We start from the raw sequence: 24,149 nt of genomic DNA, 5'->3' as shown, positions 1-24,149 counted from the left end.
GAGTGTCATCCCTCAAGCTGGCATCAGAGTTAACCAAATAAATGTAATGGGCGATCCTACAAACAATCCGTGGGCAATGTAAGTGAGCGGGTGATGGCGTCTCTTTTTTTCAGCACAAAAAAGCAAAATTAGGAATTAATATATGTCGGTATGTTTCTTACCTTCTCCTTTGTTTATTTTTCATCATGATTTAATTCTTGTGTGAATGTATTCATATTGAGAATGAAAATTGTTTTTGCATAAATTGAGTGAGTATATTTTTAAATTCCCAAAATTGTTTTCAAATGTAGATATGAGGGAATTAAAAATGACATCGCTGTGGTGTTGAAAATATTATTTTCTTCTTTCGGCAGGTTGCTTGCGATGAGGAGAGACAACGTGCGCAAAACAAAACTGGACGCGATGAAAACGCGCCAGCTCCTGATTAACACCGCCATTGCGGAGTTTGCCCGGCGCGGGGTGTCCAATACCACGTTGACGGACATCGCTGACGCCGCGCACGTGACGCGTGGGGCGATATACTGGCACTTTTCCAGCAAGGCGGAATTATTTAATGAGATATGGAAACAGCAAGAAGAACTCAAGGAAAAAGAAGCAACCTGTTTCATTACTCATGAGCATGGCGACCCGCTTCGCGAATTGCGAGACACATTGATCGCGCCATTAAAAGCCGTTGCGGTGGATCCTAAAAATCGCGCATTAATGGAGATCTTGTATCATAAATGTGAATTTACGCCTGACATGACCTCAGAGTATGAAATTAAAAACAGCGCGTGTTTCGATAAAGAAAATTTAGCAAAGGCGCTTAAACGCTGTGTCGAAAGCGGCCAGGTCAGCGCCGCGATAAACATTGATGTAACGATAATATTATTACAAAGTTGTATTAACGGAATAATCAGTAATTGGCTGAGCAAACCGAGTGCGTTTAATCTTTTCGCGCTGTTGGAGGATTTGGTGGATAACATGTTAAAGCTGTTAACGACGGATAACTTCAGCGCGACGTCGTTTCAACCTTCGCTGTTTGCCGCTGTGTAAAGCCGCAATAAAAAAGGCGCTTCCCCATGCCGGTTAGCGCCTTTTTACACAGCAATGAGCTAATCGGAATCAGTTCATGCCATATTTTTTGAGTTTCTTACGCAGAGTACCGCGGTTGATACCCATCATCAGCGCAGCGCGGGTTTGGTTACCGCGGGTGTACTGCATCACCATGTCCAACAGGGGCTGTTCAACTTCAGCCAGTACCAGCTCATACAGGTCATTCACATCCTGACCGTTCAATTGAGCAAAATAGTTCTTCAGTGCCTGTTTAACCGAGTCGCGCAGGGGCTTTTGAGTTACTTGATCCTGAGAGTTGACGGTAGAAACGGTTAGTACGTCAGAATTTACGCGTTGTTCGAACATAGTTCTGTTAGCTCTTTATTTCTGTTTTACACTTCATCTCTCAACCTGCCTTCGCTGGCAACCTGCGTTCATCTTGTCGCTTACGGTGGTAAGCTCCGCAGATTTACTCAGTTGCTGTCTCGACGCATGAGGATTGATTCTGTGTATACGCAAAATTTTCGAAGTATGCCTCCAACGCCTCCAGCTGCTCGCTGGCGTCCTCTATGGCGTTGAATGTGCGCCGAAACTGGTCATCTGGAGCATGTTCCTGTAAGTACCAGGAAACGTGTTTACGCGCAATTCGATACCCTTTCGCTTCGCCATAGAAGCTATGCAGTTCGCGAATGTGCGCACAAAGCAAGCGCTTAACCTCTACCAGAGGCAGAGGGGGCAGCAACTCCCCAGTGTCCAGATAATGCTGGATTTCCCGGAAGATCCAGGGTCTTCCCTGGGCTGCGCGTCCTATCATCAGGGCATCTGCCCCTGTATAGTCGAGCACGGCCCTGGCTTTAAGCGGGTCGGTAATGTCGCCATTCGCGATAATCGGAATGGAAACTTTCTGCTTAACTGTCCGAATACTGCTGTATTCCGCGTTTCCCTGAAATAAACATGCCCGGGTGCGGCCATGAATCGTCAGCGCTTGAATACCGCAATCTTCCGCCAGTTGGGCAATCTCTACACAGTTGCGGTGTTCTGGATCCCAGCCGGTACGAATCTTCAGCGTCACAGGCACGTCCACTGCGTTGACTACCGCGTTCAGGATTGACTTCACCTGTTCGGGGTACTGCAGCAGGGCTGAGCCCGCCAGCTTACGATTCACCTTTTTCGCCGGGCACCCCATATTGATATCAATAATCTGGGCGCCATTTTCCACGTTGATACGCGCGGCCTGGGCCATCTCATCAGGTACACTTCCGGCAATCTGCACGGTGCGAATACCCGGCTCATCGACATGAACCATCCGAAGCCGTGATTTGTCGCTTTCCCATACCTGTGGGTTAGACGACATCATCTCAGAAACGGTCAGTCCGGCCCCCATCTCATAACACAGCGTCCTGAATGGACGGTCAGTAATACCGGCCATGGGCGCTGCAATCAGGCGATTTCTGAGTTGGTGGTGTCCGATGCGCATGAGTTAAGAAATGACCATACTGTGCCTGCAAGGCGGCGTATATTACGCATTTTTGACGCGAGATGAAAGGCCAAACTTTGAACAATCAGAGGGTGTAGATCAAGGAATCGCCAGAGTGCAGGGTAGGAAACGTGAATTCCATATAAATTTCATCAGGTTAATTGAATAAGATTATTTTGTGTTCAACAACAATTTCTTATGACTTCTCACGCCAGAGCTGGAAATATCGGGAAAAACTCGGATGTATTTGCTGGTTTTTCAGGCAATGAGAGCGAATTTTGAGAACTCGCTCTCATTTTTTGAGCAGGGCAATTCAACAGCCCCGCTGATTATTCAACCACCACACGCCCATGTAACGGCTGGACCGGACGGTTATTGTCATGATGCATAACGGTCTTGAATTGCTTAAGCTGCGCTTCTGACAGCGTCAGAGGGTGCTTCATCACCAGCCATGTCACACCCTCGGAGCAGGGCGGCGTGGTCAGCGAGCCGCTAAAGCGCCAGTACGTTTTGTCGGTGGGCAGCAGACTATTCATATCGATTTTGGTGGTCAGCGGTGCGCTTTTTTCCGCTTGTTGCGGCATTTTTTTCCACAATTCCGCCAGCGCCGCGTTCTCTGCACCGATGTCAAACATCACAGCTACCACCACAACGTCGCCGTTGCTCTCTTTATGCACCAGGTGCATTTCCATCGCAGCATGCTTACCGTTGAGGGTGTTCTCGCTGGGCGCATGGAAGTGAAACTGCTGCAAATCGACGTTGATACCGTCAAAATTAACGATGTTATCGGCCTTATGGTCAAAGCTGGCCTGGATGGTGTGGCCGTTATTCAGTAGCACGACAGGGCCCTGGGAGTACTGCACTTTCAGCGGTGCAATATGTGCTTCCAGGGGGCCGCTGATGTCGATCGGCGACTGGTTTTTACCTGCCTGGCACTCTTTAAATTCATTGCTGAGCTCGCCCCAATGTTCCGGGGAGGCATGGCCCTCGTAACTCCAGTGGGAAGCCAAAGCCAGCGCAGGCATCAGGCCTGCGGCAAATAACAGCGATTTTGCTAAACGCATTTTCATTTCATTCGTCCGGTGAATCTACGATATCTGATGGTCTGCCCCGGTGATATCGGGGCGGCTTATTATAAAGAGGACGGATAAATCAGAAGGGGATTTCAGAGCTGGACACAGGGAATTGAGAACATGGCCTGCACCATGTTCTCAAAGATCAGTTTTTAACGCCGGTAATGCGGCACCACTCTTCTTTTTCAACCACCGGGTCGAGGCTGAATAGTTCCTGATAGGCTTCGCAGACGCTTTCCGCCTGGCTTGCCAGCACGCCAGACAAGCCTAACAGGCCGCCCTGAACCGGTAATACGCTAATCAGTGAGGCCAGTTCACGCAGCGGGCCCGCCAGAATGTTGGCGACCACCACGTCGGCCTGCATCTGTTCCGGTTGATTATGCGGCAGATAGAGTTCCAGACGCTCAGAAACACCGTTGCGCTGGGCGTTATCGCGGCTGGCCTGAATGGCCTGCGGATCGATATCGATACCGATGGCTTTGGCTGCGCCCAGTTTAAGCGCAGCGATGGCGAGAATGCCGGAGCCGCAGCCGAAGTCGATTACCGTCTTACCGGCGAGATCCAAACCATCAAGCCATTGCAGGCACAGCGAGGTAGTGGGGTGCGTCCCGGTGCCGAACGCCAGGCCCGGATCGAGCATCACATTCACGGCGTTTGCATCGGGGACATCGCGCCAGCTCGGGCAAATCCACAGGCGCTCGCCGAAACGCATCGGGTGGAAGTTATCCATCCACTCGCGCTCCCAGTCTTTATCTTCTAACTGCTCGATTTTGTGGTGAAAACCCGCGCCCAACAGCGGCTGGTTTTCCAGTATCGCCACCACATCTTTCATGTCGGTTTCGGCATCATACAGCCCGATCACATCGGTATCGCCCCACAGGCGGGTTTCGCCCGGTAGCGGCTCGAATACCGGCGTATCGTGGGTATCCTGAAAGGTGACGGATACCGCACCGCTTTCCATTAGCGCGTCGCCGAGTTCCTCCGCATGAGTACCGGTAGTATTAATTTTCAGTTGGATCCATGGCATAGCGTCACTCTTTATTTATCAGCGGATGAAACAACAGCGGCTTCGGCTACCGGGCGACCAAACAGGTTGCCCAACAGGAAAGCCAGCAAACTTATTAATAACGACGGCACGATGGGATGGAACCCAAAGTAGTGCACGTTAAATGTGGCGAGTACGGCATACAGCACGCCACCGCATATCATCGCGCTTAAAGCGCCTGTAGCGTTGGCTTTTTCCCAGTACAGCCCCAGCACCAGCGGCCACAGGAAAACCGCTTCCAGGCCACCAAACGCCAGCAGATTAAGCCAGATGATCATTTCAGGTGGACGCCATGCCGCCAGCAGCAGCAGCACACTCAGTATCAGTGTGATCGCCGAGGACATGCGCTTCAGCCCCTTTTCATTATGGATCTGATCGGGACGGATATTGAGCCAGAGATCTTTGACGATCGTGGCGGACGACTGCAACAGCTGGGCGTTGATGGTCGACATAATCGCCGCCATCGGCGCAGCTAAAAAGATACCCGCTGCGACTGGCGGTAGCACCGTCACCATTAGCGTTGGGATCACCAGGTCCGGGACTTTCAGATCCGGCAATACTGCACGACCCAGCGCCCCGGCAAGGTGCATACCGAACATCAGGATAGCCACCACGATAGTGCCGATGATCATCCCGCGGTGCACGGCTTTACTGTCTTTATACGAAATGCAGCGTACCGCGGTATGGGGAAGGCCGATCACCCCGAAGCAGACCAGCACCCAGAACGAGGTCATAAAGGCGGGAGAAAGCATGTCGCCAGCGCCTTCCGGGGCGATCAGTTTCGGGTCGATATGCTGGAGTTTTTCCACCGCGCTCGGCAGCCCGCCAGCGGCATGCACCACGCCAATCAACAGCAGGATGGTGCCAACCAGCATCACCATGCCCTGCATGGTGTCGTTTAATACGCTGGCGCGAAAGCCGCCAAACGCCGTGTACAGTGCGATACTGACGCCAAAAATCAGCAGCCCGGTTTCGTAAGGAATGCCCGCTGCCGTCTCAAGCAGCCGCGCACCACCGATAAACTGTACCGTCATCGCGCCCACAAACGCCACCAGCAGACTAATGCTCGCCAGCCATACCAGTAAACGGCTTTGGTAGCGGGCAAACAGCATATCGTTCAGCGTCACGGCGTTGTAGCGGCGCGCCAGAATCGCGAATTTCTTACCTAAAATGCCCAGCGACAGCCAAATCGCCGGTAGTTGGATCATCGCCAGCAATACCCAACCCAGACCATATTTATAGGCTGCGCCAGGCCCGCCAATAAATGAACTGGCGCTGATATAGGTCGCGGTGAGCGTCATCGCCAGCACGAAGCCGCCCATAGAACGGCTACCGAGGAAATATTCGTTCAAAAAGCTGCCGCTGGCGCGACGCCGGATGGCATAAATCGACAGTCCCATCACCACCAGCAAATACGCCACCAGAGGCAGGATCACTTCATGCTGCATTGTCGTCCTCCAGCGAAATATCACGGTAAATCACTTTCACCATCAGCCAACACAACACAATAAAAATCAGCGGCACCAGCAGGCAGGCCATCTCAAACCAGTGAGGAAGCCCGGTGAACCCGAGGGTGGAATCAGGTAAGTAAGCAGCCACTAACCAGGCGGCGAGATAGAGAAGGGTCAGCCACAGTGCCCAGCGGGCTTCTCTGTGTGCCTGAACAAAGCGTTTGTCCATTGTCATCCCAGGTTAATTGTAAAAGCCGGGATTGTAACCTATGGGGCGCAGGGGGGAATAAAAAAAGGCCGGAAGACCGGCCTTTTTTACTGCTGAGCGATTACTTCTCGGCGAGACCGAGTTTTTTCTCCAGATAGTGGATGTTAGTACCACCTTGCTGGAAGTGTTCATCGTTCATGATGCGCGTCTGCAGATCAACGTTGGTTTTGATGCCGTCGATGATCAATTCCTGAAGCGCGTTTTTCATGCGGGCAATCGCCACATCACGGGTTTCGCCGTAGCAGATCAGCTTGCCGATCATGGAGTCATAGTATGGCGGTACGGTGTAACCGGCATAAATATGAGACTCCCAACGCACGCCAAAACCGCCTGGCGCGTGGAAACGGGTGATTTTACCCGGGCTTGGCAGGAAGGTGTTCGGGTCTTCGGCGTTGATACGGCATTCTACCGCATGGCCTTTTACCTGCACTTCTTCTTGCTTGATGGACAGCGGCTGACCGGCAGCGATACGTAATTGCTCTTTAATCAGGTCAACGCCGGTGATCATTTCGGTAACCGGGTGTTCAACCTGAATACGGGTGTTCATCTCGATGAAATAGAACTCGCCGTTTTCGAACAGGAACTCAAAGGTACCCGCGCCGCGATAGCCGATATCCACACAGGCTTTCGCGCAACGCTCGCCGATGAAGCGGCGCAGTTCCGGGGTGATGCCCGGTGCCGGTGCTTCTTCGACCACTTTCTGGTGGCGACGCTGCATGGAGCAGTCACGTTCCGCCAGATAGATCGCGTTACCCTGACCGTCAGCCAGCACCTGAATCTCGATGTGGCGTGGGTTCTCGAGATATTTCTCCATGTAAACCATGTCGTTGCTGAAAGCGGCTTTCGCTTCGGCTTTGGTCATGGAGATGGATTGCGCCAGTTCAGCATCGCCGCGCACAACGCGCATACCGCGACCGCCGCCGCCGCCAGAGGCTTTGATGATCACCGGGTAGCCGATGCGTTTCGCATGGGCACGGTTGGCGTCCATATCGTCGGTCAGCGGGCCATCAGAGCCAGGTACAGTTGGGACGCCTGCTTTCTTCATCGCGGTGATTGCAGACACTTTGTCGCCCATCAGGCGGATAGTGTCGGCTTTCGGGCCGATGAAGATAAAGCCGGAGCGTTCAACCTGCTCGGCAAAGTTGGCGTTCTCGGAGAGGAAGCCGTAACCCGGATGGATTGCCACCGCGCCGGTGATTTCAGCGGCGCTGATGATAGCCGGGATATTTAGATAGCTTTTTACAGACGGAGCCGGGCCGATACAGACCGTCTCATCCGCCAGCAATACGTGTTTTAAATCGCGATCCGCGCTTGAGTGCACAGCGACGGTCTTGATGCCCAGTTCTTTACAGGCACGAAGAATACGCAATGCGATCTCGCCGCGGTTGGCGATAACAATTTTATCCAGCATGTTCGCCTCGTTACTCGATGACGACCAGCGGCTCGTCAAATTCAACCGGTTGACCGTTTTCTACAAGGATAGCTTTCACTACGCCTGATTTATCAGCTTCGATCTGGTTCATCATTTTCATTGCTTCAACGATGCACAGCGTGTCGCCCACGTTTACTTTCTGGCCCACTTCCACAAACGCTTTCGCGTCCGGGCTCGGGGTACGGTAGAAGGTACCAACCATTGGGGAACGTACGATGTGACCACTGATTTCAGCGACGGCTGGCGCTTCCATTGCTGGCACGGCGGCTGGCGCGATAGCGTTAGACAGCGCAGGTTGCTGCTGTTGCATCATCGGTGCGGCATAAGCTTGCTGCATCATTGGGAAACCGGTGTTCACAGGGGCGCGGCTAATACGTACCGATTCTTCGCCCTCAGAAATTTCCAGTTCAGCAATGCCTGATTCTTCAACCAGCTCGATCAGTTTTTTAATCTTACGAATATCCATGAGTGGGTTCCGTACTCTTGTTTAGTTTGAGTGTGACAGGCGTTTTACCGCCGTCTGTAGTGCATAGGAATAGCCGTCAGCGCCGAATCCGCAGATGACGCCGGCAGCGATATCCGAGAGATATGAGTGATGCCGGAAGGGCTCACGGGCGTGGACATTGCTCAGGTGGATCTCGATAAATGGAATGCTCACCGCCAACAGCGCATCACGAATGGCAACACTGGTGTGGGTGAACGCAGCCGGATTGATCAGGATGTAATCCACCTTGTCCTTTGCCTGATGAATGCGGTCAATCAACACATACTCCGCATTAGATTGCAGGTCATCCAGCGAGACGTTCAACGATGCTGCCTGGGCTTTCAAATTGGTAACAATGTCTGCCAGCGTTTGGCTGCCGTACTTCTCAGGCTCACGTGTGCCGAGCATGTTCAAATTCGGGCCATTTAACAGCAGTATGTTGAATCTATCCGTCATCGTGCCTGTATCTCCTGCCAATTTCGGTGATATTACAAAATATACCTGGATTGCTTGATTGTCATCACCTGGCGGCCCAAAAAACAGCCAGCTGGAAAACCAAAGTCGCACATTATAACGATTTCGTAGCAATTGGCAGCTAAATACTGGTCTTATCAGGGAAGATTATCAACCGATATCTGCGAGACCGCAGCGGAAGTGAAAAGAATTGAGCACAACTGCACAGAACCTCGCCTTATCGCCACCACTGGCGGAACTTCTTGTAACGTAGCGCTAAAAGCCCAGCCGCCAGCGCGGCGTAAATCAACGGCTGTGGGGAAAGCGTCTTTACCGACCACATATAATGAATCGGCGCGAGGATGGCGACCAGATACACGAAGTTATGCAGTTTTTGCCAGTTTCGCCCTAGTTTACTCTGCAAGATCTGTGGCGATGTCAGGGCGAGCGCCAACAAAATCAGCCAACTGAGGATCCCCAGGGTCAGATAGGGACGGCTTACCAGTTCTTTACCCAGCAGCGCCACATTATTAATGCCCAGTTCCAGTAAGGCATAGCTGGTTAAATGCAGGCTCGCCCAGGCGAAGCACCACAGGCCCAGCATACGCCGGGTTCTGATCAGCAACGGCTGTTTAGCGTAACGCGCCAGCGGGGAGACCAACAAGGTCGCCAGCAGTAATTTCAGAGCCATCCTACCGGTAAAGTGCTGAATATCTTTTGCCGGATCGGCGCTGAAATACCCGTGGCTTGCCGCCCAGAACAGCCAAACCAGCGGCAAAATCGCCGCCAGATGAAAAACGACTTTTAGCCAGACGATCTGTTTTGCATTCAGACGCACTCAAAAATTCTCCCGTAAATCGAGACCGCGGTACAGCGACGCCACCTGATCGGCGTATCCATTAAACAGCAGCGTCGGCTGGCGTTTCACATCCAGAATTCCACCCGATCCAATAAAGCGTTCACTGGCTTGCGACCAGCGCGGATGATCCACATGGGGGTTTACATTGGCGTAAAAACCGTACTCATTGGCGGCGGCAAGGTTCCAGGTCGTGGGTGGTCTTTGCTCGGTCAAGGTAATGCTGACAATGGACTTGATCCCTTTAAAGCCGTATTTCCAGGGCACGGTTAACCTCACCGGCGCGCCATTTTGCGGCGGTAGCGCTTTTCCATAGACCCCGACGGTAAGCAAGGTCAGCGGATGCATCGCCTCATCAATGCGTAACCCTTCAACATAAGGGTATTCCAGCCCGCCGCCAATAAAGCGGTCTTTCTGACCGGGCATAACTTCTGGGGCATACAGAGTTTTGAACGCCACATAACGTGCCCGGCTGGTGGGCTCGACCTGCGCCAACAGACTGGCTAGCGGGAAGCCAATCCACGGCACCACCATCGACCAGGCCTCCACGCAGCGCATCCGGTAGATACGCTCTTCCAGCGGGAAACGCTTATGCAGATCGTCATAATCAAGCGTCAATGGTTTGGCGACCTCGCCATCAATTTTTAATTGCCAGGGTTGAACAGGCAGGCTGCCGGCATTGGCGGCCGGATCGGCCTTATCCAGGCCAAATTCATAGAAATTGTTGTAACCCGTGACCTTATCTTCCGGGGTGAGTTCCAGCGCGCTTTGCCATTGCTGCGGCTTGCTGAATTCCAGCGGTTTGCCGGCGGGCGCGGGCGGGCGATCATTGCCTTTAAACCAGGAGAGTAAATCCGCCTGCGCAGCGCGGGGCAGGGATAACGCGGCAGCGCCAAGGCCCAACGCCTGCAGGACCTGGCGGCGCTTCATCATAAATACCGATTCGGGGGTGACATCGGCTTCGGTCAGCCGGGATAGCTTTTTCATGGCATGCTCCTTGACGTAGTCATTAAGCATGACGAAGAAACTGGCTTAGAGCGAATTTGTCACAAAAAATTGAACAGAGGGGCGCTGCGGCCCCTCATCTACTTAGCGGATTTTTACCAGGGTACGGCCCTGAGTGGCATTATTCATAATGTCGTTAGCCAGACGCGGCGCTTCTGCCAGCGGGATTTCGCAGGTGGCTTGCTCATAGAAGGAGGCAGGCAGATCGCGAACCAGGCGTTTCCAGGCTTCGGCTCGGCGCTCGGCTGGCGTCATCACGGAATCGACCCCCTGCAAACGGACATTACGCAGAATAAACGGCATCACGGTAGTTGGTAGCGCGAAGCCGCCCGCCAGACCGCATGCCGCAACGCAACCACCGTAGTTCATCTGCGCCAGCACTTTGGCCAACACTTTATCGCCAACGGTATCGACTGCGCCTGCCCAAATTTGTTTTTCCAGCGGACGGGTTTCGGCGAACTCCTCGCGGCCCAGGATACGGTTAGCGCCCAGCTTACGCAGATAGTCATGGGTGCTTTCTCGACCGGATACTGCCGCAACCTGATAACCCAGTTTATGCAGCAGCGCCACCGCCGTACTGCCTACGCCGCCGCTGGCGCCGGTGACTACGACTTCACCGCTTTGCGGCGTAATACCCGCATCTTCCAACGCCATCACACACAGCATCGCCGTGAAACCTGCGGTACCGATAATCATCGCTTTACGACCATCCAGCCCTTCCGGCATCGCAACCAGCCAGTCGCCATTGACCCGCGCCATCTGAGACAGGCCGCCCCAATGGTTTTCGCCCACGCCCCAGCCGGTTAGCAGCACGGCCTGGCCCGCATGGAAGCGCGGATCTTCGCTGTGGCGAACCCGGCCCGCGAAGTCGATGCCCGGCACCATGGGGAAGTTACGAATAATTTTACCTTTTCCGGTAATGGCGAGCGCATCTTTATAATTGAGGCTGGACCAGTCAATATCGACGGTGACGTTTCCTTCGGGGAGTTGGTTTTCATCAATCGTTTTTACAGCGGAAATCGTTTTTCCATCCTGCTGATCGAGAATCAAAGCTTGCATGTCTACTACTCCTTACCGGGTCGTTAGCATTGGAAAATAATCGTTGAAGACTATACTCGCTTATTGAAACGCAATGCCGATTTAACGCAATAAATCCTGTTAAACCTGACGTCGTTTGCTACTATGCGCGGCTCTGGCTAATTAGTTAGCACTCACTTTTATTGTCGCGAGGACAACCTTAAAGGTTGCTGGTATCACCCCAAAACGGAGTTAACTCAAGGATGCGATTAACGACGAAATTCTCTGCCTTCGTTACCTTGCTGACCAGTCTGGCGATTCTGGTCACGCTCTTCGGCTGCGCCGCCAGTTTCTACAACTCCGTTCATTATAAGCTGGAGAAGCGGATCTCCGCCGTGGTGACGGTGATCGACAATGAACTGCTCATCCACACGCCGGAAGATCTGGCGCCTCGCCTGGCGGGCATGATGGCCCCCGTTGATATCTCGCGAATCGAATTTATTAAAAACGGGCACACGCTGGTAGAAGTCAACGCGCCGCGTATGTACCGGCAACTGGGCGGCGTGGAGCGCTGGCGCAGCGAGACGTTTAATTTACTGAAAAACCCTGGCCTGGCTGTCCGCGTAACCTGGAGCGATCCGGTGGTGAATTACTTTCGCTCTGTGTTGACCACTGCACCATTAAGTATTGCCATCATCTTTATGGTGGCGATGATTTTCCTGGGGGGGCGTTGGATTAAACGCCAGCTTTCCGGGCTGGAGCTGCTGGAAACGCGGGCCAGCCGGATACTTAACGGCGAGCGCGGCAACCGGGTACGTGGCTCGATGCATGAGTGGCCGACGCGCGCCAGCAGCGCGATGGATATTTTGCTGTCGGATATTCAGCATGCCAGCGAGCAGCGCAACCGTATGGACACCCTGATCCGCGCCTTTGCGGCCCAGGACTCAAAAACCGGCCTGAGTAACCGGCTGTTTTTTGATAACCAGCTCGCGACGCTTCTGGAAGACCAGGAGAGCGCGGGCGCGCATGGCGTAGTGATGATGATGCGCCTGCCGGATTTCGACACCCTGCGTGAAACCTGGGGCAAAACGGCGGTAGAAGAGTATCTCTTCAATCTGATAAATATGTTTTCTACCTTTATTATGCGCTACCCCGGCGCACTGCTGGCGCGCTACTTTCGCAGCGATTTTGCCGTGCTGCTGCCCCACCGTACGCTTAAGGAGGCGGAGGGCATCGCCAGCCAGTTGCTGAATGCCGTGGATGCGCTTCCTCCCACACGTATGCTGGACAGCGCCGATATGCTGCATATCGGTATTTGCGCCTTTCGGGGCGGCCAGAGCATCGAAAATGTTATCGAAAGCGCCCAGGTGGCGACGCGCAACGCGGTATTGCACGGCGGAAACGGCTGGTCGGTGTATGACGAATCGCTGCCGGAGAAGGGGCGCGGCAACGTACGCTGGCGCACGCTGATCGAAAATGCTTTACAGCGTGGCGGCCCGCGATTCTACCAAAAACCCGCCGTCACGCGTGAAGGCTGGGTGCATCACCGAGAATTAATGTGTCGTATCTTCGATGGCAAGGAAGAAGTGCTGGCGGCGGAGTTTATGCCGATGGTGATCCAGTTTGGCCTTGCCGAGCAGTTCGACCGGCAAATTATTACCCGCGTGATCCCGTTTTTACGCTTCTGGCCGGAAGAAACCCTTGCTGTTCCCGTCTCTGTGGAGTCGTTGATCCGCCCGCCATTCCAGCGCTGGCTGCGCGATACGCTGATGCAATGTGAAAAATCGCAAAGAAAACGCATTCTTTTTGAACTTGCAGAGGCGGATGTTTGTCAACACATCAACCGTTTACAACCGGTTGTGCGATTAATACAGGCATTGGGGGCGCGTATTGGCGTGGTACAGGCCGGATTAACCGTGGTCAGTACCGCGTACATCAACGATCTCAATGTCGAGGTGGTGAAGCTCCATCCGGGGCTGGTGCGCAATATTGAAAAGCGTACAGAAAATCAACTGTTTGTGCAGAGTCTGGTGGAGGCTTGCAGCGGTACGCAAGCCCAGTTATTTGCGGCGGGCATTCGTAGCCGAAGCGAATGGCAGACCCTGGTGGAACGCGGCGTGACGGGCGGTCAGGGCGATTTCTTCTCGGCCTCGCAGCCCCTGGATACCAGCGTGAAAAAATATTCTCAAAGATTCTCGGTTTGACCTGCCGTTTAGCCAGATTTCACGTAGAATAACGCGCGCTGCATCTTAAGGGGGCGAGTGCGCCTGCCGGACAGATTCACGCAGCAAATATACAGCCAGTTTATAACCTCTTTGCGTTATGAGTACCCTTCGCGAACGATGCTTTTAGCAGGATGGCGAGTGGTGGGTAATGCGCTGACGAAAGAGGCGAGAACGGCACTCTTTTTCACCGTCGCAGAACATTTTTTGCGCCTTGTCGCTGCGTCGTGTGGTTGGTAAAGTAAGCGGATTTTGTTTTCCGCCCCAGCTTTCAGGATTATCCCTTAGTATGTTGAAAAAATTTCGTGGCATGTTTTCCAATGACCTGTCCATTGACCTGGGTACCGCGAATACCCTCATTTATGTAAAAGGGCAAGGCATCGTACTGAATGAGCCTTCCGTTGTGGCCATTCGTCAGGACCGCGCAGGATCGCCGAAAAGCGTTGCCGCCGTCGGTCATGATGCGAAACAAATGCTGGGCCGTACGCCTGGCAACATCGCGGCGATTCGCCCGATGAAAGACGGCGTAATCGCCGACTTCTTTGTCACGGAAAAAATGCTGCAGCACTTCATCAAGCAAGTGCATAGCAACAGCTTTATGCGCCCAAGCCCGCGTGTGCTGGTGTGTGTGCCAGTTGGCGCGACCCAGGTAGAACGCCGTGCCATCCGCGAATCCGCGCAGGGCGCTGGCGCACGTGAAGTGTTCCTGATCGAAGAACCGATGGCGGCCGCCATCGGTGCCGGGTTGCCGGTTTCCGAAGCAACCGGTTCTATGGTGGTGGATATCGGTGGCGGTACCACCGAAGTGGCGGTGATCTCCCTGAACGGCGTAGTGTATTCCTCCTCCGTGCGTATCGGCGGCGACCGCTTTGACGAAGCCATCATTAATTATGTGCGTCGTAACTATGGCTCGCTGATCGGCGAAGCCACCGCTGAGCGTATCAAGCATGAAATCGGTTCCGCCTATCCGGGTGATGAAGTGCGTGAAATCGAAGTGCGTGGTCGTAACCTGGCAGAAGGTGTGCCGCGTGGCTTTACGCTCAACTCCAACGAAATTCTCGAAGCGCTGCAAGAGCCGTTAACCGGTATCGTGAGCGCCGTGATGGTTGCGCTTGAACAGTGCCCGCCGGAGCTGGCGTCTGATATCTCCGAGCGCGGTATGGTGCTCACCGGCGGTGGCGCACTGCTGCGTAACCTTGACCGTCTACTGATGGAAGAAACAGGCATTCCGGTAGTGGTCGCGGAAGATCCATTGACCTGCGTAGCCCGCGGCGGCGGCAAGGCACTGGAAATGATCGACATGCACGGCGGCGACTTGTTCAGCGAAGAGTAATCAGCCGCAGGTAAGGGCAGCCGTAAGGTCTGCCCTTTTCTTGCAGCCGAGGAATACGCATAGCCTATGAAGCCAATTTTTAGCCGTGGCCCGTCGCTACAGTTTCGCCTGATCCTGGCGGTTCTGGTGGCGCTTGGTGTCATTATCGCCGACAGCCGCCTCGGTACGTTCAGCCAGATCCGAACGTACATGGATACCGCCGTCAGTCCCTTCTACTTTGTATCAAATGGTCCACGTCAATTACTGGACAACGTGTCTCAAACCCTGGCGTCACGCGATCAACTTGAGTTAGAAAACCGGGCGCTGCGTCAGGAGTTATTGTTAAAAAACAGCGAAATTCTGTTGCTGGGCCAGTACCGCCAGGAAAATGCGCGTCTGCGCGAGCTGCTGGGCTCACCGCTGCGTCAGGACGAGCAGAAAATGGTTACCCAGGTGATATCCACTGTTAACGATCCCTACAGCGATCAGGTGGTTATCGACAAAGGCAGCGTGAACGGCGTGTATGAAGGCCAGCCGGTGATCAGCGATAAAGGCGTCGTCGGCCAGGTGGTGGCGGTAGCGAAACTCACCAGCCGCGTGCTGCTAATTTGCGATGCGACCCATGCGCTGCCGATTCAGGTCCTGCGTAACGATATCCGCGTGATTGCCGCAGGTAACGGTTGCACCGACGATTTACAGCTTGAGCATCTTCCGGCGAATACCGATATTCGCGTCGGCGATGTCCTGGTGACCTCCGGCCTGGGCGGCCGTTTCCCTGAAGGTTATCCGGTTGCGGTGGTGTCTTCCGTGAAACTGGATACCCAGCGGGCGTATACCGTGATTCAGGCGCGTCCGACTGCCGGATTACAGCGTTTACGTTATTTACTGTTGCTGTGGGGTGCCGATCGCAACGGCGCTAACCCGATGACGCCGGAAGACGTGCATCGCGTGGCGAATGAGCGTCTGATGCAGATGATGCCGCAAGTGTTGCCGTCGCCGGATGCGATGGGGCCACCTGCGCCCGTGCCTGCGCCAGCTACCGGGATCACCCAACCCGCGCCTGCTGCGCCTGGCGCTGCGGGAGGGCAATAGTGGCGAGTTATCGAAGTCAGGGACGTTGGGTTATTTGGCTCTCTTTCCTTATCGCCTTGTTATTGCAAATAATGCCCTGGCCGGATGACCTTCTTGCCTTCCGGCCTGACTGGGTATTATTGATCCTGCTTTACTGGATCCTGGCGTTGCCGCATCGCGTAAATGTCGGTACAGGTTTCGTGATGGGTGCCATACTGGATCTCATTAGTGGCTCTACGTTGGGCGTTCGCGCCCTGTCGCTGTGCATCATTGCCTATCTGGTGGCGCTTAAATATCAGCTCTTCAGGAATCTGGCGCTCTGGCAACAAGCTCTGGTGGTGGTATTACTGTCACTGGCTTCGGATATTATTGTTTTCTGGGCTGAATTTTTAGTGATCAACGTCTCTTTCAAGCCGGAAGTGTTCTGGAGTAGTGTAGTGAACGGCATACTCTGGCCATGGCTTTTCCTGTTGATGCGTAAAATTCGCCAGCAGTTTGCAGTGCAATAAGAGGGATTATGTCAGCGATTTATCTCGCATCAGGCTCGCCGCGTCGTCAGGAACTGTTAACGCAGTTGGGCATCGATTTCGAACGCATCGTCACCAACGTGGAAGAACGCCGCCAACCGCAGGAAAGTGCGCAGCATTACGTGGTGCGCCTGGCACGCGATAAAGCGCAGGCGGGCGTGGCGCAGGCGCAACGCGACCTGCCGGTACTGGGCGCGGACACGATTGTGATCCTCAACGGCGACGTGCTGGAAAAACCGCAATCCCCGGAAGAAGCCTGTGCGATGCTGCATCGCCTCTCTGGCCAAACGCATCAAGTCATGACGGCGGTGGCTATTGCCGATCGTCAACACATCATGGATTGTCTGGTCGTCACGGAAGTGACCTTCAGAGTACTGTCGCAACAGGATATCGCCGGTTATGTCGCCAGCGGTGAACCTATGGATAAAGCAGGTGCATACGGTATTCAGGGGCTGGGTGGCTGTTTCGTCAGGAAGATTAATGGCAGCTACCACGCCGTAGTCGGCTTACCGCTGGTGGAAACGTATGAGTTGCTGAGTAACTTTAACTCACTGCGTGAAGGATAGAAGAGAACATGACGGCTGAACTGTTAGTGAACGTAACCCCTTCGGAAACCCGGGTGGCGTATATCGATGGTGGGATCCTTCAGGAAATTCACATCGAGCGTGAAGCGCGGCGCGGGATCGTAGGGAATATCTACAAAGGTCGCGTCAGCCGGGTTCTGCCAGGAATGCAGGCGGCATTTGTCGATATTGGCCTGGAAAAGGCCGCGTTTCTTCATGCCTCAGACATCATGCCGCATACCGAATGCGTGGCGGGTGAAGAGCAGAAAAATTTCACCGTTCGCGATATCTCTGAACTGGTCCGCCAGGGCCAGGATTTAATGGTGCAGGTGGTGAAAGATCCGCTCGGCACCAAAGGCGCGCGTCTGACCACCGACATCACCCTGCCGTCCCGCTACCTGGTGTTTATGCCCGGCGCGTCGCACGTCGGCGTTTCCCAACGTATCGAAAGCGAATCCGAGCGCGACCGCCTGAAAAAGGTGGTGGCGGATTATTGCGACGAGCAGGGCGGATTTATCATTCGTACTGCGGCGGAAGGCGTCTGTACGGAAGATCTGGCCTCTGACGCGGCGTACCTGAAACGCGTCTGGACCAAAGTAATGGAGCGTAAAAAACGCCATCAAACGCGCTATCAGCTGTACGGCGAACTGGCACTGGCCCAGCGTGTACTGCGCGATTTCGCCGATACCTCGCTGGATAAAATCCGCGTCGACTCGCGTCTCACTTACGACATGCTGCTGGAATTCACGGCGGAATATATCCCGGAGATGACCAGCAAGCTGGAACACTACACCGGCCGCCAGCCGATTTTCGATCTTTACGACGTAGAGAATGAAATCCAGCGCGCGCTGGAGCGCAAGGTTGAACTGAAATCCGGCGGCTATCTGATCATCGATCAGACTGAAGCCATGACCACCGTGGATATCAATACCGGCGCTTTTGTCGGCCACCGCAATCTCGACGATACTATTTTTAATACCAACATCGAAGCGACGCAGGCGATTGCCCGCCAACTGCGGTTGCGTAATCTGGGCGGCATTATCATTATTGATTTCATCGATATGAATAATGAAGACCATCGCCGCCGGGTGCTGCACTCGCTGGAGCAGGCGCTGAGCAAAGACCGGGTGAAAACCAGCATCAACGGATTCTCCCAACTGGGGCTGGTGGAGATGACCCGCAAGCGTACCCGTGAAAGCGTCGAGCACGTATTATGCAACGAATGCCCGACCTGCCACGGTCGCGGCACGGTGAAAACCGTGGAAACCGTTTGCTACGAAATCATGCGTGAAATCGTGCGTGTGCATCATGCTTACGAGTCCGATCGCTTCCTGGTTTACGCCGCGCCAGCGGTGGCAGAAGCGTTAAAAAGCGAAGAGTCGCATGCGCTGGCAGAGGTGGAAATTTTCGTTGGTAAGCAGGTCAAAGTACAAATTGAGCCGCTCTATAATCAAGAGCAGTTTGACGTCGTTATGATGTAACCCGGTGCAGGTAACCTACGCTCCGCGGTGGCGGATGACAAGGAGAGGAATGTGAGGCGACTGCCGGGCATACTGTTAATCACAGGCGCAACGCTGGTCGTGATTATCGCCCTGTTAGTGAGCGGGCTGCGTCTGGCGTTGCCGCATCTCAACAACTGGCGTCCCGCGCTGCTTGAGAAAATCAGCGCCGCCACCGGCGCGCCGGTCGATGCCAGCTATCTTCAGGCTTCCTGGCAAAATTTCGGCCCGACGCTGGAGGTGCGCGACATCAAAGCGAGCCTGAAAGAGGGCGGCGAATTGACGGTTAAGCGCGTCACCCTGGCGCTGGACGTGTGGCAGAGCCTGCTTCACGCGCGCTGGCAGTTCCGCGATCTCACGTTTTATCAACTCAATATCCGCACCAATACCCCTTTTACCCAGAGTGAAAGCGGGGAGCCGATCCCGGCCAACAAAATCAGCGATCTGTTTCTGCGCCAGTTCGATCAGTTTGATCTGCGCGACAGCAATATTAGCTTTATCACCCTTTCCGGCCAGCGCGCAGAACTGGCGATCCCCAGGCTGACCTGGCTTAATGGCCGCGATCGCCACCGCGCGGAAGGGTTAATTAGCCTTTCCAGCCTGACCGGCCAGCACGGGACCATGCAGTTGCGTATGGATTTGCGCGATGATGACGGCCTGTTGAGCAACGGCACCATCTGGCTACAGGCGGATGATGTCGACGTTAAACCCTGGCTGGGCAGATGGATGACCGAGAACGTCTCGCTCTCTACGGCGCAGTTCAGCCTTGCCGCCTGGATGAATATCCGCAAAGGGGATATTGCCGACGGGGACGTCTGGCTGAAGCGCGGCGGCGCAACCTGGCAGGGCGACAGCCAGCCGCATCATCTTCAGGTCGATAACCTGACCGCCCATTTGCGCAAAGAGGGCGCGGGCTGGCAACTGGATATTCCGCGCACCAATATCACTATGGACGACATCCCCTGGCCTGCGGGCGCGTTAACGCTGGCATGGCTGCCTGCCCAGGAAGTTGGCGGGGTCGATCGTAAAACCAGCGATGAGCTGCGTATTCGCGCCAACAATCTTGAGCTTCAGGGGCTGAACGGCCTGATCCCGATTACTAATAAGCTTTCGCCCGCTTTTGGCGAAGTGTGGAATACCCTGCGGCCAAAAGGCCACCTCGATACCCTGGCGCTGGACATCCCTCTGGCGGCGACGGAGAAAACGCGCTTCCAGGGTGAATGGCGCGATCTCTCCTGGAACCAGTGGAAGTTACTGCCAGGCGCTGAACATTTCTCCGGCACCCTATCCGGCAGCGTGGAGAATGGCCGCGTCACCGCCAACATGAAACAGGCGAAGATGCCGTACGAAGGCGTGTTCCGCGCGCCGCTGGAAATTGCTAACGGCAAGGCGACACTGGAGTGGCGCAAAGACGCGCAGGGCCTGACGCTGGACGGCAAAAATATCGATGTTAAAGCCACCGCAGTCCATGCGCGGGGCGACTTCCGCTACCAGCAGCCGGTCGGCGACGAGCCGTGGCTGGCGATCCTGGCGGGCATTAGCACGGATGATGCTTCCCAGGCGTGGCGCTATTTCCCGGAAAACCTGATGGGCAAACATCTGGTGGATTACCTGAGCGGTGCGATCCAGGGCGGCCAGGCCGACAACGCCACGCTGGTCTACGGCGGCAACCCGAAGCTGTTCCCCTATTATAAAAACGAAGGGCAATTCGAAGTGCTGGTGCCGGTGCGTAACGCGACCTATGCGTTCCAGCCTGACTGGCCTGCGCTGAAAGGCATTGAAGTCGAACTCGACTTTATCAATGACGGTCTGTGGATGAAATCGCCGGAAGCCATGCTGGGCGGCGTGAAAGGGCGCAACATTACCGCCAATATCCCGGATTACGCCAAAGAAAAGCTGCTGATCGACGCGGATATTTCCGGGCCGGGCAAAGCGGTTGGGCCCTATTTTAAAGAGACACCGCTGGATGATTCACTGGGAGCCGCGCTGGATGAACTCCAGCTTGATGGCGATGTGAATGCTCGCTTACATCTTGATATCCCCTTTACCGGCGAGCGGGTGACGGCGAAGGGCGATGTGGTGCTGAACGACAACACGCTGTTTATCAAACCCCTCGACAGCACCGTGCATAACCTGAGCGGAACATTCCGTTTCGTCAACGGCGATCTGCAAAGCGAGCCGATGCGCGCCACCTGGTTTAATCAGCCGATGAATCTGGATTTCAACACCACACAGGGCGATAAAGCTTACCAGGTGGGGATTAATCTGGACGCCAACTGGCAGCCAACGCGCACCGGGCTGTTGCCGAAACCGATTAATGACGCGCTGGCGGGCCGGATGCCCTGGCAGGGCAAAGTGGGGATTACCCTGCCGTATAAAGGCAGCGCGCAGTATGACGTGGCGGTGAAAAGCGATTTAAAAGAAGTGAGCAGTCGCTTACCTTCTCCTGCCAGTAAAGACGCCGGAGAGCCTCTACCGCTGACGGTCAACGTTAAAGGCGATCTGCGCGGATTTACGCTTACGGGCAATGCGGGCAACGGGCATCGCTTTAACAGCCGCTGGCTGTTGGGCAATAAGCTCACCCTCGATCGCGGCATCTGGGTGTCTGACAGTAAAACCCTGCCGCCGTTGCCGGAGCAGGCGGGGGTTGAACTCAACCTCCCGGCGCTGGACGGTGCCGAGTGGCTGGCCCTGTTCCAGAAAGGCGCAGCAGATGACGTCAGCAACGCCACGCAGTTCCCGGAGCATGTCACCTTACGCACTCCGGCGCTGACGCTGGGTGGGCAGCAATGGAATAACGTCAGTATCATTTCCCGGGGTAATGACGTCTCCGTACAGGGACGTGAGATCAACGGCTCGCTGGCGATGAACAAAACCGGTCCGTGGCTGGCCGAGATTAAATACCTTTACTTCAACCCGGTATGGAGCGCGGTGACGGACGCCAAAGCGCCTGCCAGCCCAATTCCAGACCAACGTATTAATTTCAGCGGCTGGCCTGACGTGCAGCTGCGCTGCGCCGAATGCTGGCTGTGGGGCCAGAAATATGGACGCATCGATGGCGATGTTGCGATATCGGGCGACACGCTGACCTTATCCAACGGTATCGTCGATACCGGCTTTGCGAAGCTTACCGCCCAGGGCGAATGGGTTAACCGCGCCCGCGAGCCGCGTACGTCAATAAAAGGGACGCTGAAAGGCAAGAAGATCGATGCCGCGACCAATTTCTTTGGCGTCTCTACGCCTATCCAGGGGTCTTCGTTCGATCTGGATTACGATCTCCACTGGCGGGATATGCCCTGGAAGCCAGATGAAGCGTCGCTTAACGGCATCCTGCACACCCGTCTCGGCAAAGGGCAAATCGAAGATTTGGGCACCGGCCACGCCGGACAGCTACTGCGCCTGATGAGCTTTGATGCCCTGCTGCGTAAACTGCGCTTCGACTTTAGCGATACGTTTGGCGATGGGTTCTATTTTGATTCCATTCGCAGCACCGCATGGATTAAAGATGGCGTATTACATACCGACGATACGCTGGTAGACGGCCTGGAAGCGGACATCGCCATGAAAGGCTCGGTTGACCTGGCGCGCCGCCGGCTGGATATGGAGGCGATCGTCGCGCCGGAAATTTCCGCCACCGTGGGCGTGGCTACGGCCTTCGTGGTCAACCCGATTGTCGGCGCGGCGGTGTTTGCCGCCAGTAAGGTGCTTGGCCCGCTGTGGAGCAAAATCTCCGTGCTGCGTTACCATATTTCCGGTCCGCTTGATAAACCGCAGATTAACGAAGTGTTGCGCGAACCGCGCGCCGGGAAGGCGCAATGATTTGACGGCATCAATGAATTGCCGCAAGCTCCCTATTATGAATCACCCTATAGAGTAGCCTAACGATGAGTCTGAACCTGGTAACTGAGCAGTTGTTGTCTGCGAATGGCTTGAACCATCACGATCTGTTTTCCATCCTCGGTCAACTGACTGAGCGCCGTGTGGATTACGGGGATCTGTATTTTCAGTCGAGCTATCACGAATCCTGGGTATTGGAAGACCGCATCATCAAAGATGGCTCTTACAATATTGACCAGGGCGTGGGCGTACGCGCCGTGAGCGGCGAGAAAACCGGTTTTGCCTATGCCGACCAGGTCAGCCTGCTGGCGCTGGAACAGAGTGCCCATGCGGCGCGCAGTATTGTGCGCGAGCAGGGCGATGGACGTGTGCAAACCCTGGGGGCTGTAGAGCATAAAGCGCTGTACACCTCGCTGGACCCGTTGCAAAGCCTGACCCGAGAAGAGAAACTCGACATCCTCAAGCGCGTCGACGGCGTGGCCCGTGCGGCAGACGCCAGGGTGCAGGAAGTGAACGCCAGCCTGACCGGCGTGTATGAATTGATTTTAGTGGCTGCCACCGATGGCACCCTGGCGGCGGACGTGCGTCCGCTGGTGCGTTTATCGGTCAGCGTGCAGGTTGAGCAGGACGGCAAGCGCGAGCGCGGTTCCGCTGGCGGCGGTGGTCGTTTTGGTTATGAGTGGTTCCTGGAAGCATCAGATGGCGAAGTGCGCGCTGATGCCTGGGCCAAAGAAGCGGTGCGCATGGCGCTGGTGAATCTTTCCGCCGTTGCCGCGCCAGCGGGCACGCTGCCGGTGGTATTGGGCGCGGGCTGGCCGGGCGTGCTGCTGCACGAAGCGGTCGGTCACGGTCTGGAAGGCGACTTTAACCGTCGCGGCACCTCCGTCTTCAGCGGCCAGATGGGCCAACGGGTGGCGTCGGAACTTTGCACCGTGGTGGATGACGGCACCATGGCCTCGCGCCGTGGTTCGGTGGCCATTGACGACGAAGGCGTTCCGGGCCAGTACAACGTGCTGATCGAAAACGGCGTTCTCAAAGGCTACATGCAGGATAAACTCAATGCGCGCCTGATGGGCGTTGCGCCGACGGGCAACGGTCGCCGTGAATCCTATGCCCATCTGCCAATGCCGCGCATGACCAACACCTATATGCTGGCGGGGAAATCCACGCCACAGGAAATCATTGAATCGGTGGAGTACGGAATTTATGCGCCGAACTTTGGCGGCGGCCAGGTCGATATCACCTCCGGCAAGTTCGTATTCTCCACTTCTGAAGCGTACCTGATCGAAAAAGGTAAAGTGACCACGCCAGTGAAAGGCGCGACCCTGATCGGCTCCGGTATCGAAGCCATGCAGCAGATTTCGATGGTCGGCAACGATCTGAAACTGGATAACGGCGTCGGCGTCTGCGGTAAAGAAGGCCAGAGCCTGCCGGTCGGCGTCGGCCAGCCGACCCTGAAACTCGACAGCCTGACCGTGGGCGGTACCGCGTAATTTCTCCTGCAAACCCTCTCTATTAAGAG

At 55.1% G+C, this 24,149-nt stretch carries 20 protein-coding genes and 1 pseudogene; 9 read left to right on the top strand and 12 right to left on the bottom strand.

Annotated elements, in window-relative coordinates; translation table 11 throughout:
- The first annotated feature begins 378 nt into the window (after positions 1–378).
- Positions 379–1,035, top strand: a complete 657-nt coding sequence (locus tag RT120_RS15810) for a TetR family transcriptional regulator (protein ID WP_312984048.1) — start codon at positions 379–381, stop codon at positions 1,033–1,035.
- Positions 1,036–1,104: 69 nt separating this feature from the next.
- Here RT120_RS15810 and fis read toward each other — a convergent pair whose 3' ends face one another.
- The 12 genes from fis to RT120_RS15750 form a co-directional block, all read right to left on the bottom strand.
- Positions 1,105–1,401: a DNA-binding transcriptional regulator Fis gene (gene fis, locus RT120_RS15805; protein WP_000462905.1), complete on the bottom strand. Its 297-nt coding sequence runs from the start codon at positions 1,399–1,401 to the stop codon at positions 1,105–1,107.
- Between the two features lie 103 nt (positions 1,402–1,504).
- Positions 1,505–2,512 (bottom strand): tRNA dihydrouridine synthase DusB, encoded by a 1,008-nt coding sequence (gene dusB, locus RT120_RS15800; RefSeq protein WP_312984047.1) that lies wholly within the window; start codon positions 2,510–2,512, stop codon positions 1,505–1,507.
- Between the two features lie 329 nt (positions 2,513–2,841).
- Positions 2,842–3,582 (bottom strand): carbonic anhydrase family protein, encoded by a 741-nt coding sequence (locus tag RT120_RS15795; protein WP_312984046.1) that lies wholly within the window; start codon positions 3,580–3,582, stop codon positions 2,842–2,844.
- Between the two features lie 148 nt (positions 3,583–3,730).
- A complete protein-coding gene (gene prmA, locus RT120_RS15790; protein ID WP_312984044.1) occupies positions 3,731–4,612 on the bottom strand; it encodes a 50S ribosomal protein L11 methyltransferase in 882 nt (293 codons plus the stop codon).
- Positions 4,613–4,623: 11 nt separating this feature from the next.
- Positions 4,624–6,078, bottom strand: coding sequence for a sodium/pantothenate symporter (panF, locus tag RT120_RS15785; protein ID WP_312984043.1), 1,455 nt, complete (start codon positions 6,076–6,078; stop codon positions 4,624–4,626).
- Positions 6,068–6,310, bottom strand: coding sequence for a YhdT family protein (locus RT120_RS15780; protein WP_125292979.1), 243 nt, complete (start codon positions 6,308–6,310; stop codon positions 6,068–6,070). Before RT120_RS15780 ends, panF begins: the two co-directional genes overlap by 11 nt.
- A 100-nt stretch (positions 6,311–6,410) precedes the next feature.
- Positions 6,411–7,760 (bottom strand): acetyl-CoA carboxylase biotin carboxylase subunit, encoded by a 1,350-nt coding sequence (accC, locus tag RT120_RS15775; RefSeq protein WP_312984040.1) that lies wholly within the window; start codon positions 7,758–7,760, stop codon positions 6,411–6,413.
- A gap of 10 nt (positions 7,761–7,770) precedes the next feature.
- Positions 7,771–8,247, bottom strand: coding sequence for an acetyl-CoA carboxylase biotin carboxyl carrier protein (gene accB / locus RT120_RS15770; protein ID WP_312984039.1), 477 nt, complete (start codon positions 8,245–8,247; stop codon positions 7,771–7,773).
- Positions 8,248–8,268: 21 nt separating this feature from the next.
- Positions 8,269–8,721: a type II 3-dehydroquinate dehydratase gene (aroQ, locus tag RT120_RS15765; RefSeq protein WP_312984036.1), complete on the bottom strand. Its 453-nt coding sequence runs from the start codon at positions 8,719–8,721 to the stop codon at positions 8,269–8,271.
- Between the two features lie 235 nt (positions 8,722–8,956).
- Complete coding sequence (gene msrQ, locus RT120_RS15760; protein WP_312984034.1) at positions 8,957–9,556, bottom strand: protein-methionine-sulfoxide reductase heme-binding subunit MsrQ; 600 nt, start codon at positions 9,554–9,556, stop codon at positions 8,957–8,959.
- Entirely contained in the window at positions 9,557–10,561 is a 1,005-nt protein-coding gene (gene msrP, locus RT120_RS15755; RefSeq protein WP_312984032.1) for a protein-methionine-sulfoxide reductase catalytic subunit MsrP, read from the bottom strand.
- Between the two features lie 102 nt (positions 10,562–10,663).
- Positions 10,664–11,638 carry an MDR family oxidoreductase gene (locus RT120_RS15750; protein ID WP_312984031.1) on the bottom strand — a complete coding sequence of 325 codons (975 nt, stop codon included), beginning with the start codon at positions 11,636–11,638 and terminating at the stop codon, positions 10,664–10,666.
- 221 nt (positions 11,639–11,859) lie between these two features.
- Between RT120_RS15750 and csrD the strand changes: the two genes are divergently transcribed.
- The 8 genes and pseudogenes from csrD to tldD all read left to right on the top strand — a co-directional run bounded on the left by csrD (position 11,860) and on the right by tldD (position 24,120).
- Positions 11,860–13,800, top strand: coding sequence for an RNase E specificity factor CsrD (gene csrD, locus RT120_RS15745; RefSeq protein ID WP_312984029.1), 1,941 nt, complete (start codon positions 11,860–11,862; stop codon positions 13,798–13,800).
- 307 nt (positions 13,801–14,107) lie between these two features.
- Complete coding sequence (gene mreB / locus RT120_RS15740) at positions 14,108–15,151, top strand: rod shape-determining protein MreB (protein ID WP_000913396.1); 1,044 nt, start codon at positions 14,108–14,110, stop codon at positions 15,149–15,151.
- A gap of 66 nt (positions 15,152–15,217) precedes the next feature.
- Positions 15,218–16,222 carry a rod shape-determining protein MreC gene (gene mreC / locus RT120_RS15735; RefSeq protein WP_125292987.1) on the top strand — a complete coding sequence of 335 codons (1,005 nt, stop codon included), beginning with the start codon at positions 15,218–15,220 and terminating at the stop codon, positions 16,220–16,222.
- On the top strand, positions 16,222–16,710 hold the full coding sequence (gene mreD / locus RT120_RS15730) for a rod shape-determining protein MreD (RefSeq protein WP_125292988.1): 489 nt from the start codon (positions 16,222–16,224) through the stop codon (positions 16,708–16,710). The genes mreC and mreD overlap by 1 nt, the downstream gene beginning before the upstream one ends.
- Before the next feature lie 8 nt (positions 16,711–16,718).
- A pseudogene (locus tag RT120_RS15725) lies at positions 16,719–17,313 on the top strand (Maf family protein).
- On the top strand, positions 17,303–18,772 hold the full coding sequence (rng, locus tag RT120_RS15720) for a ribonuclease G (RefSeq protein ID WP_161659228.1): 1,470 nt from the start codon (positions 17,303–17,305) through the stop codon (positions 18,770–18,772). Before RT120_RS15725 ends, rng begins: the two are co-directional and overlap by 11 nt.
- A 51-nt stretch (positions 18,773–18,823) precedes the next feature.
- The gene (yhdP, locus tag RT120_RS15715; RefSeq protein ID WP_312984025.1) at positions 18,824–22,609 is read left to right on the top strand and encodes an AsmA2 domain-containing protein YhdP; all 3,786 of its coding nucleotides are present in this window, start codon (positions 18,824–18,826) and stop codon (positions 22,607–22,609) included.
- A 65-nt stretch (positions 22,610–22,674) separates the two neighbouring features.
- On the top strand, positions 22,675–24,120 hold the full coding sequence (gene tldD, locus RT120_RS15710) for a metalloprotease TldD (protein WP_312984024.1): 1,446 nt from the start codon (positions 22,675–22,677) through the stop codon (positions 24,118–24,120).
- The last annotated feature ends 29 nt before the right edge of the window (positions 24,121–24,149 follow it).

It is taken from the genome of Atlantibacter sp. (genome assembly GCF_032062175.1).
Taxonomy (GTDB): domain Bacteria; phylum Pseudomonadota; class Gammaproteobacteria; order Enterobacterales; family Enterobacteriaceae; genus Atlantibacter.
Note: the sequence above shows the minus strand (reverse complement) of the source record. Positions and strands in the feature narration are given on the sequence as shown.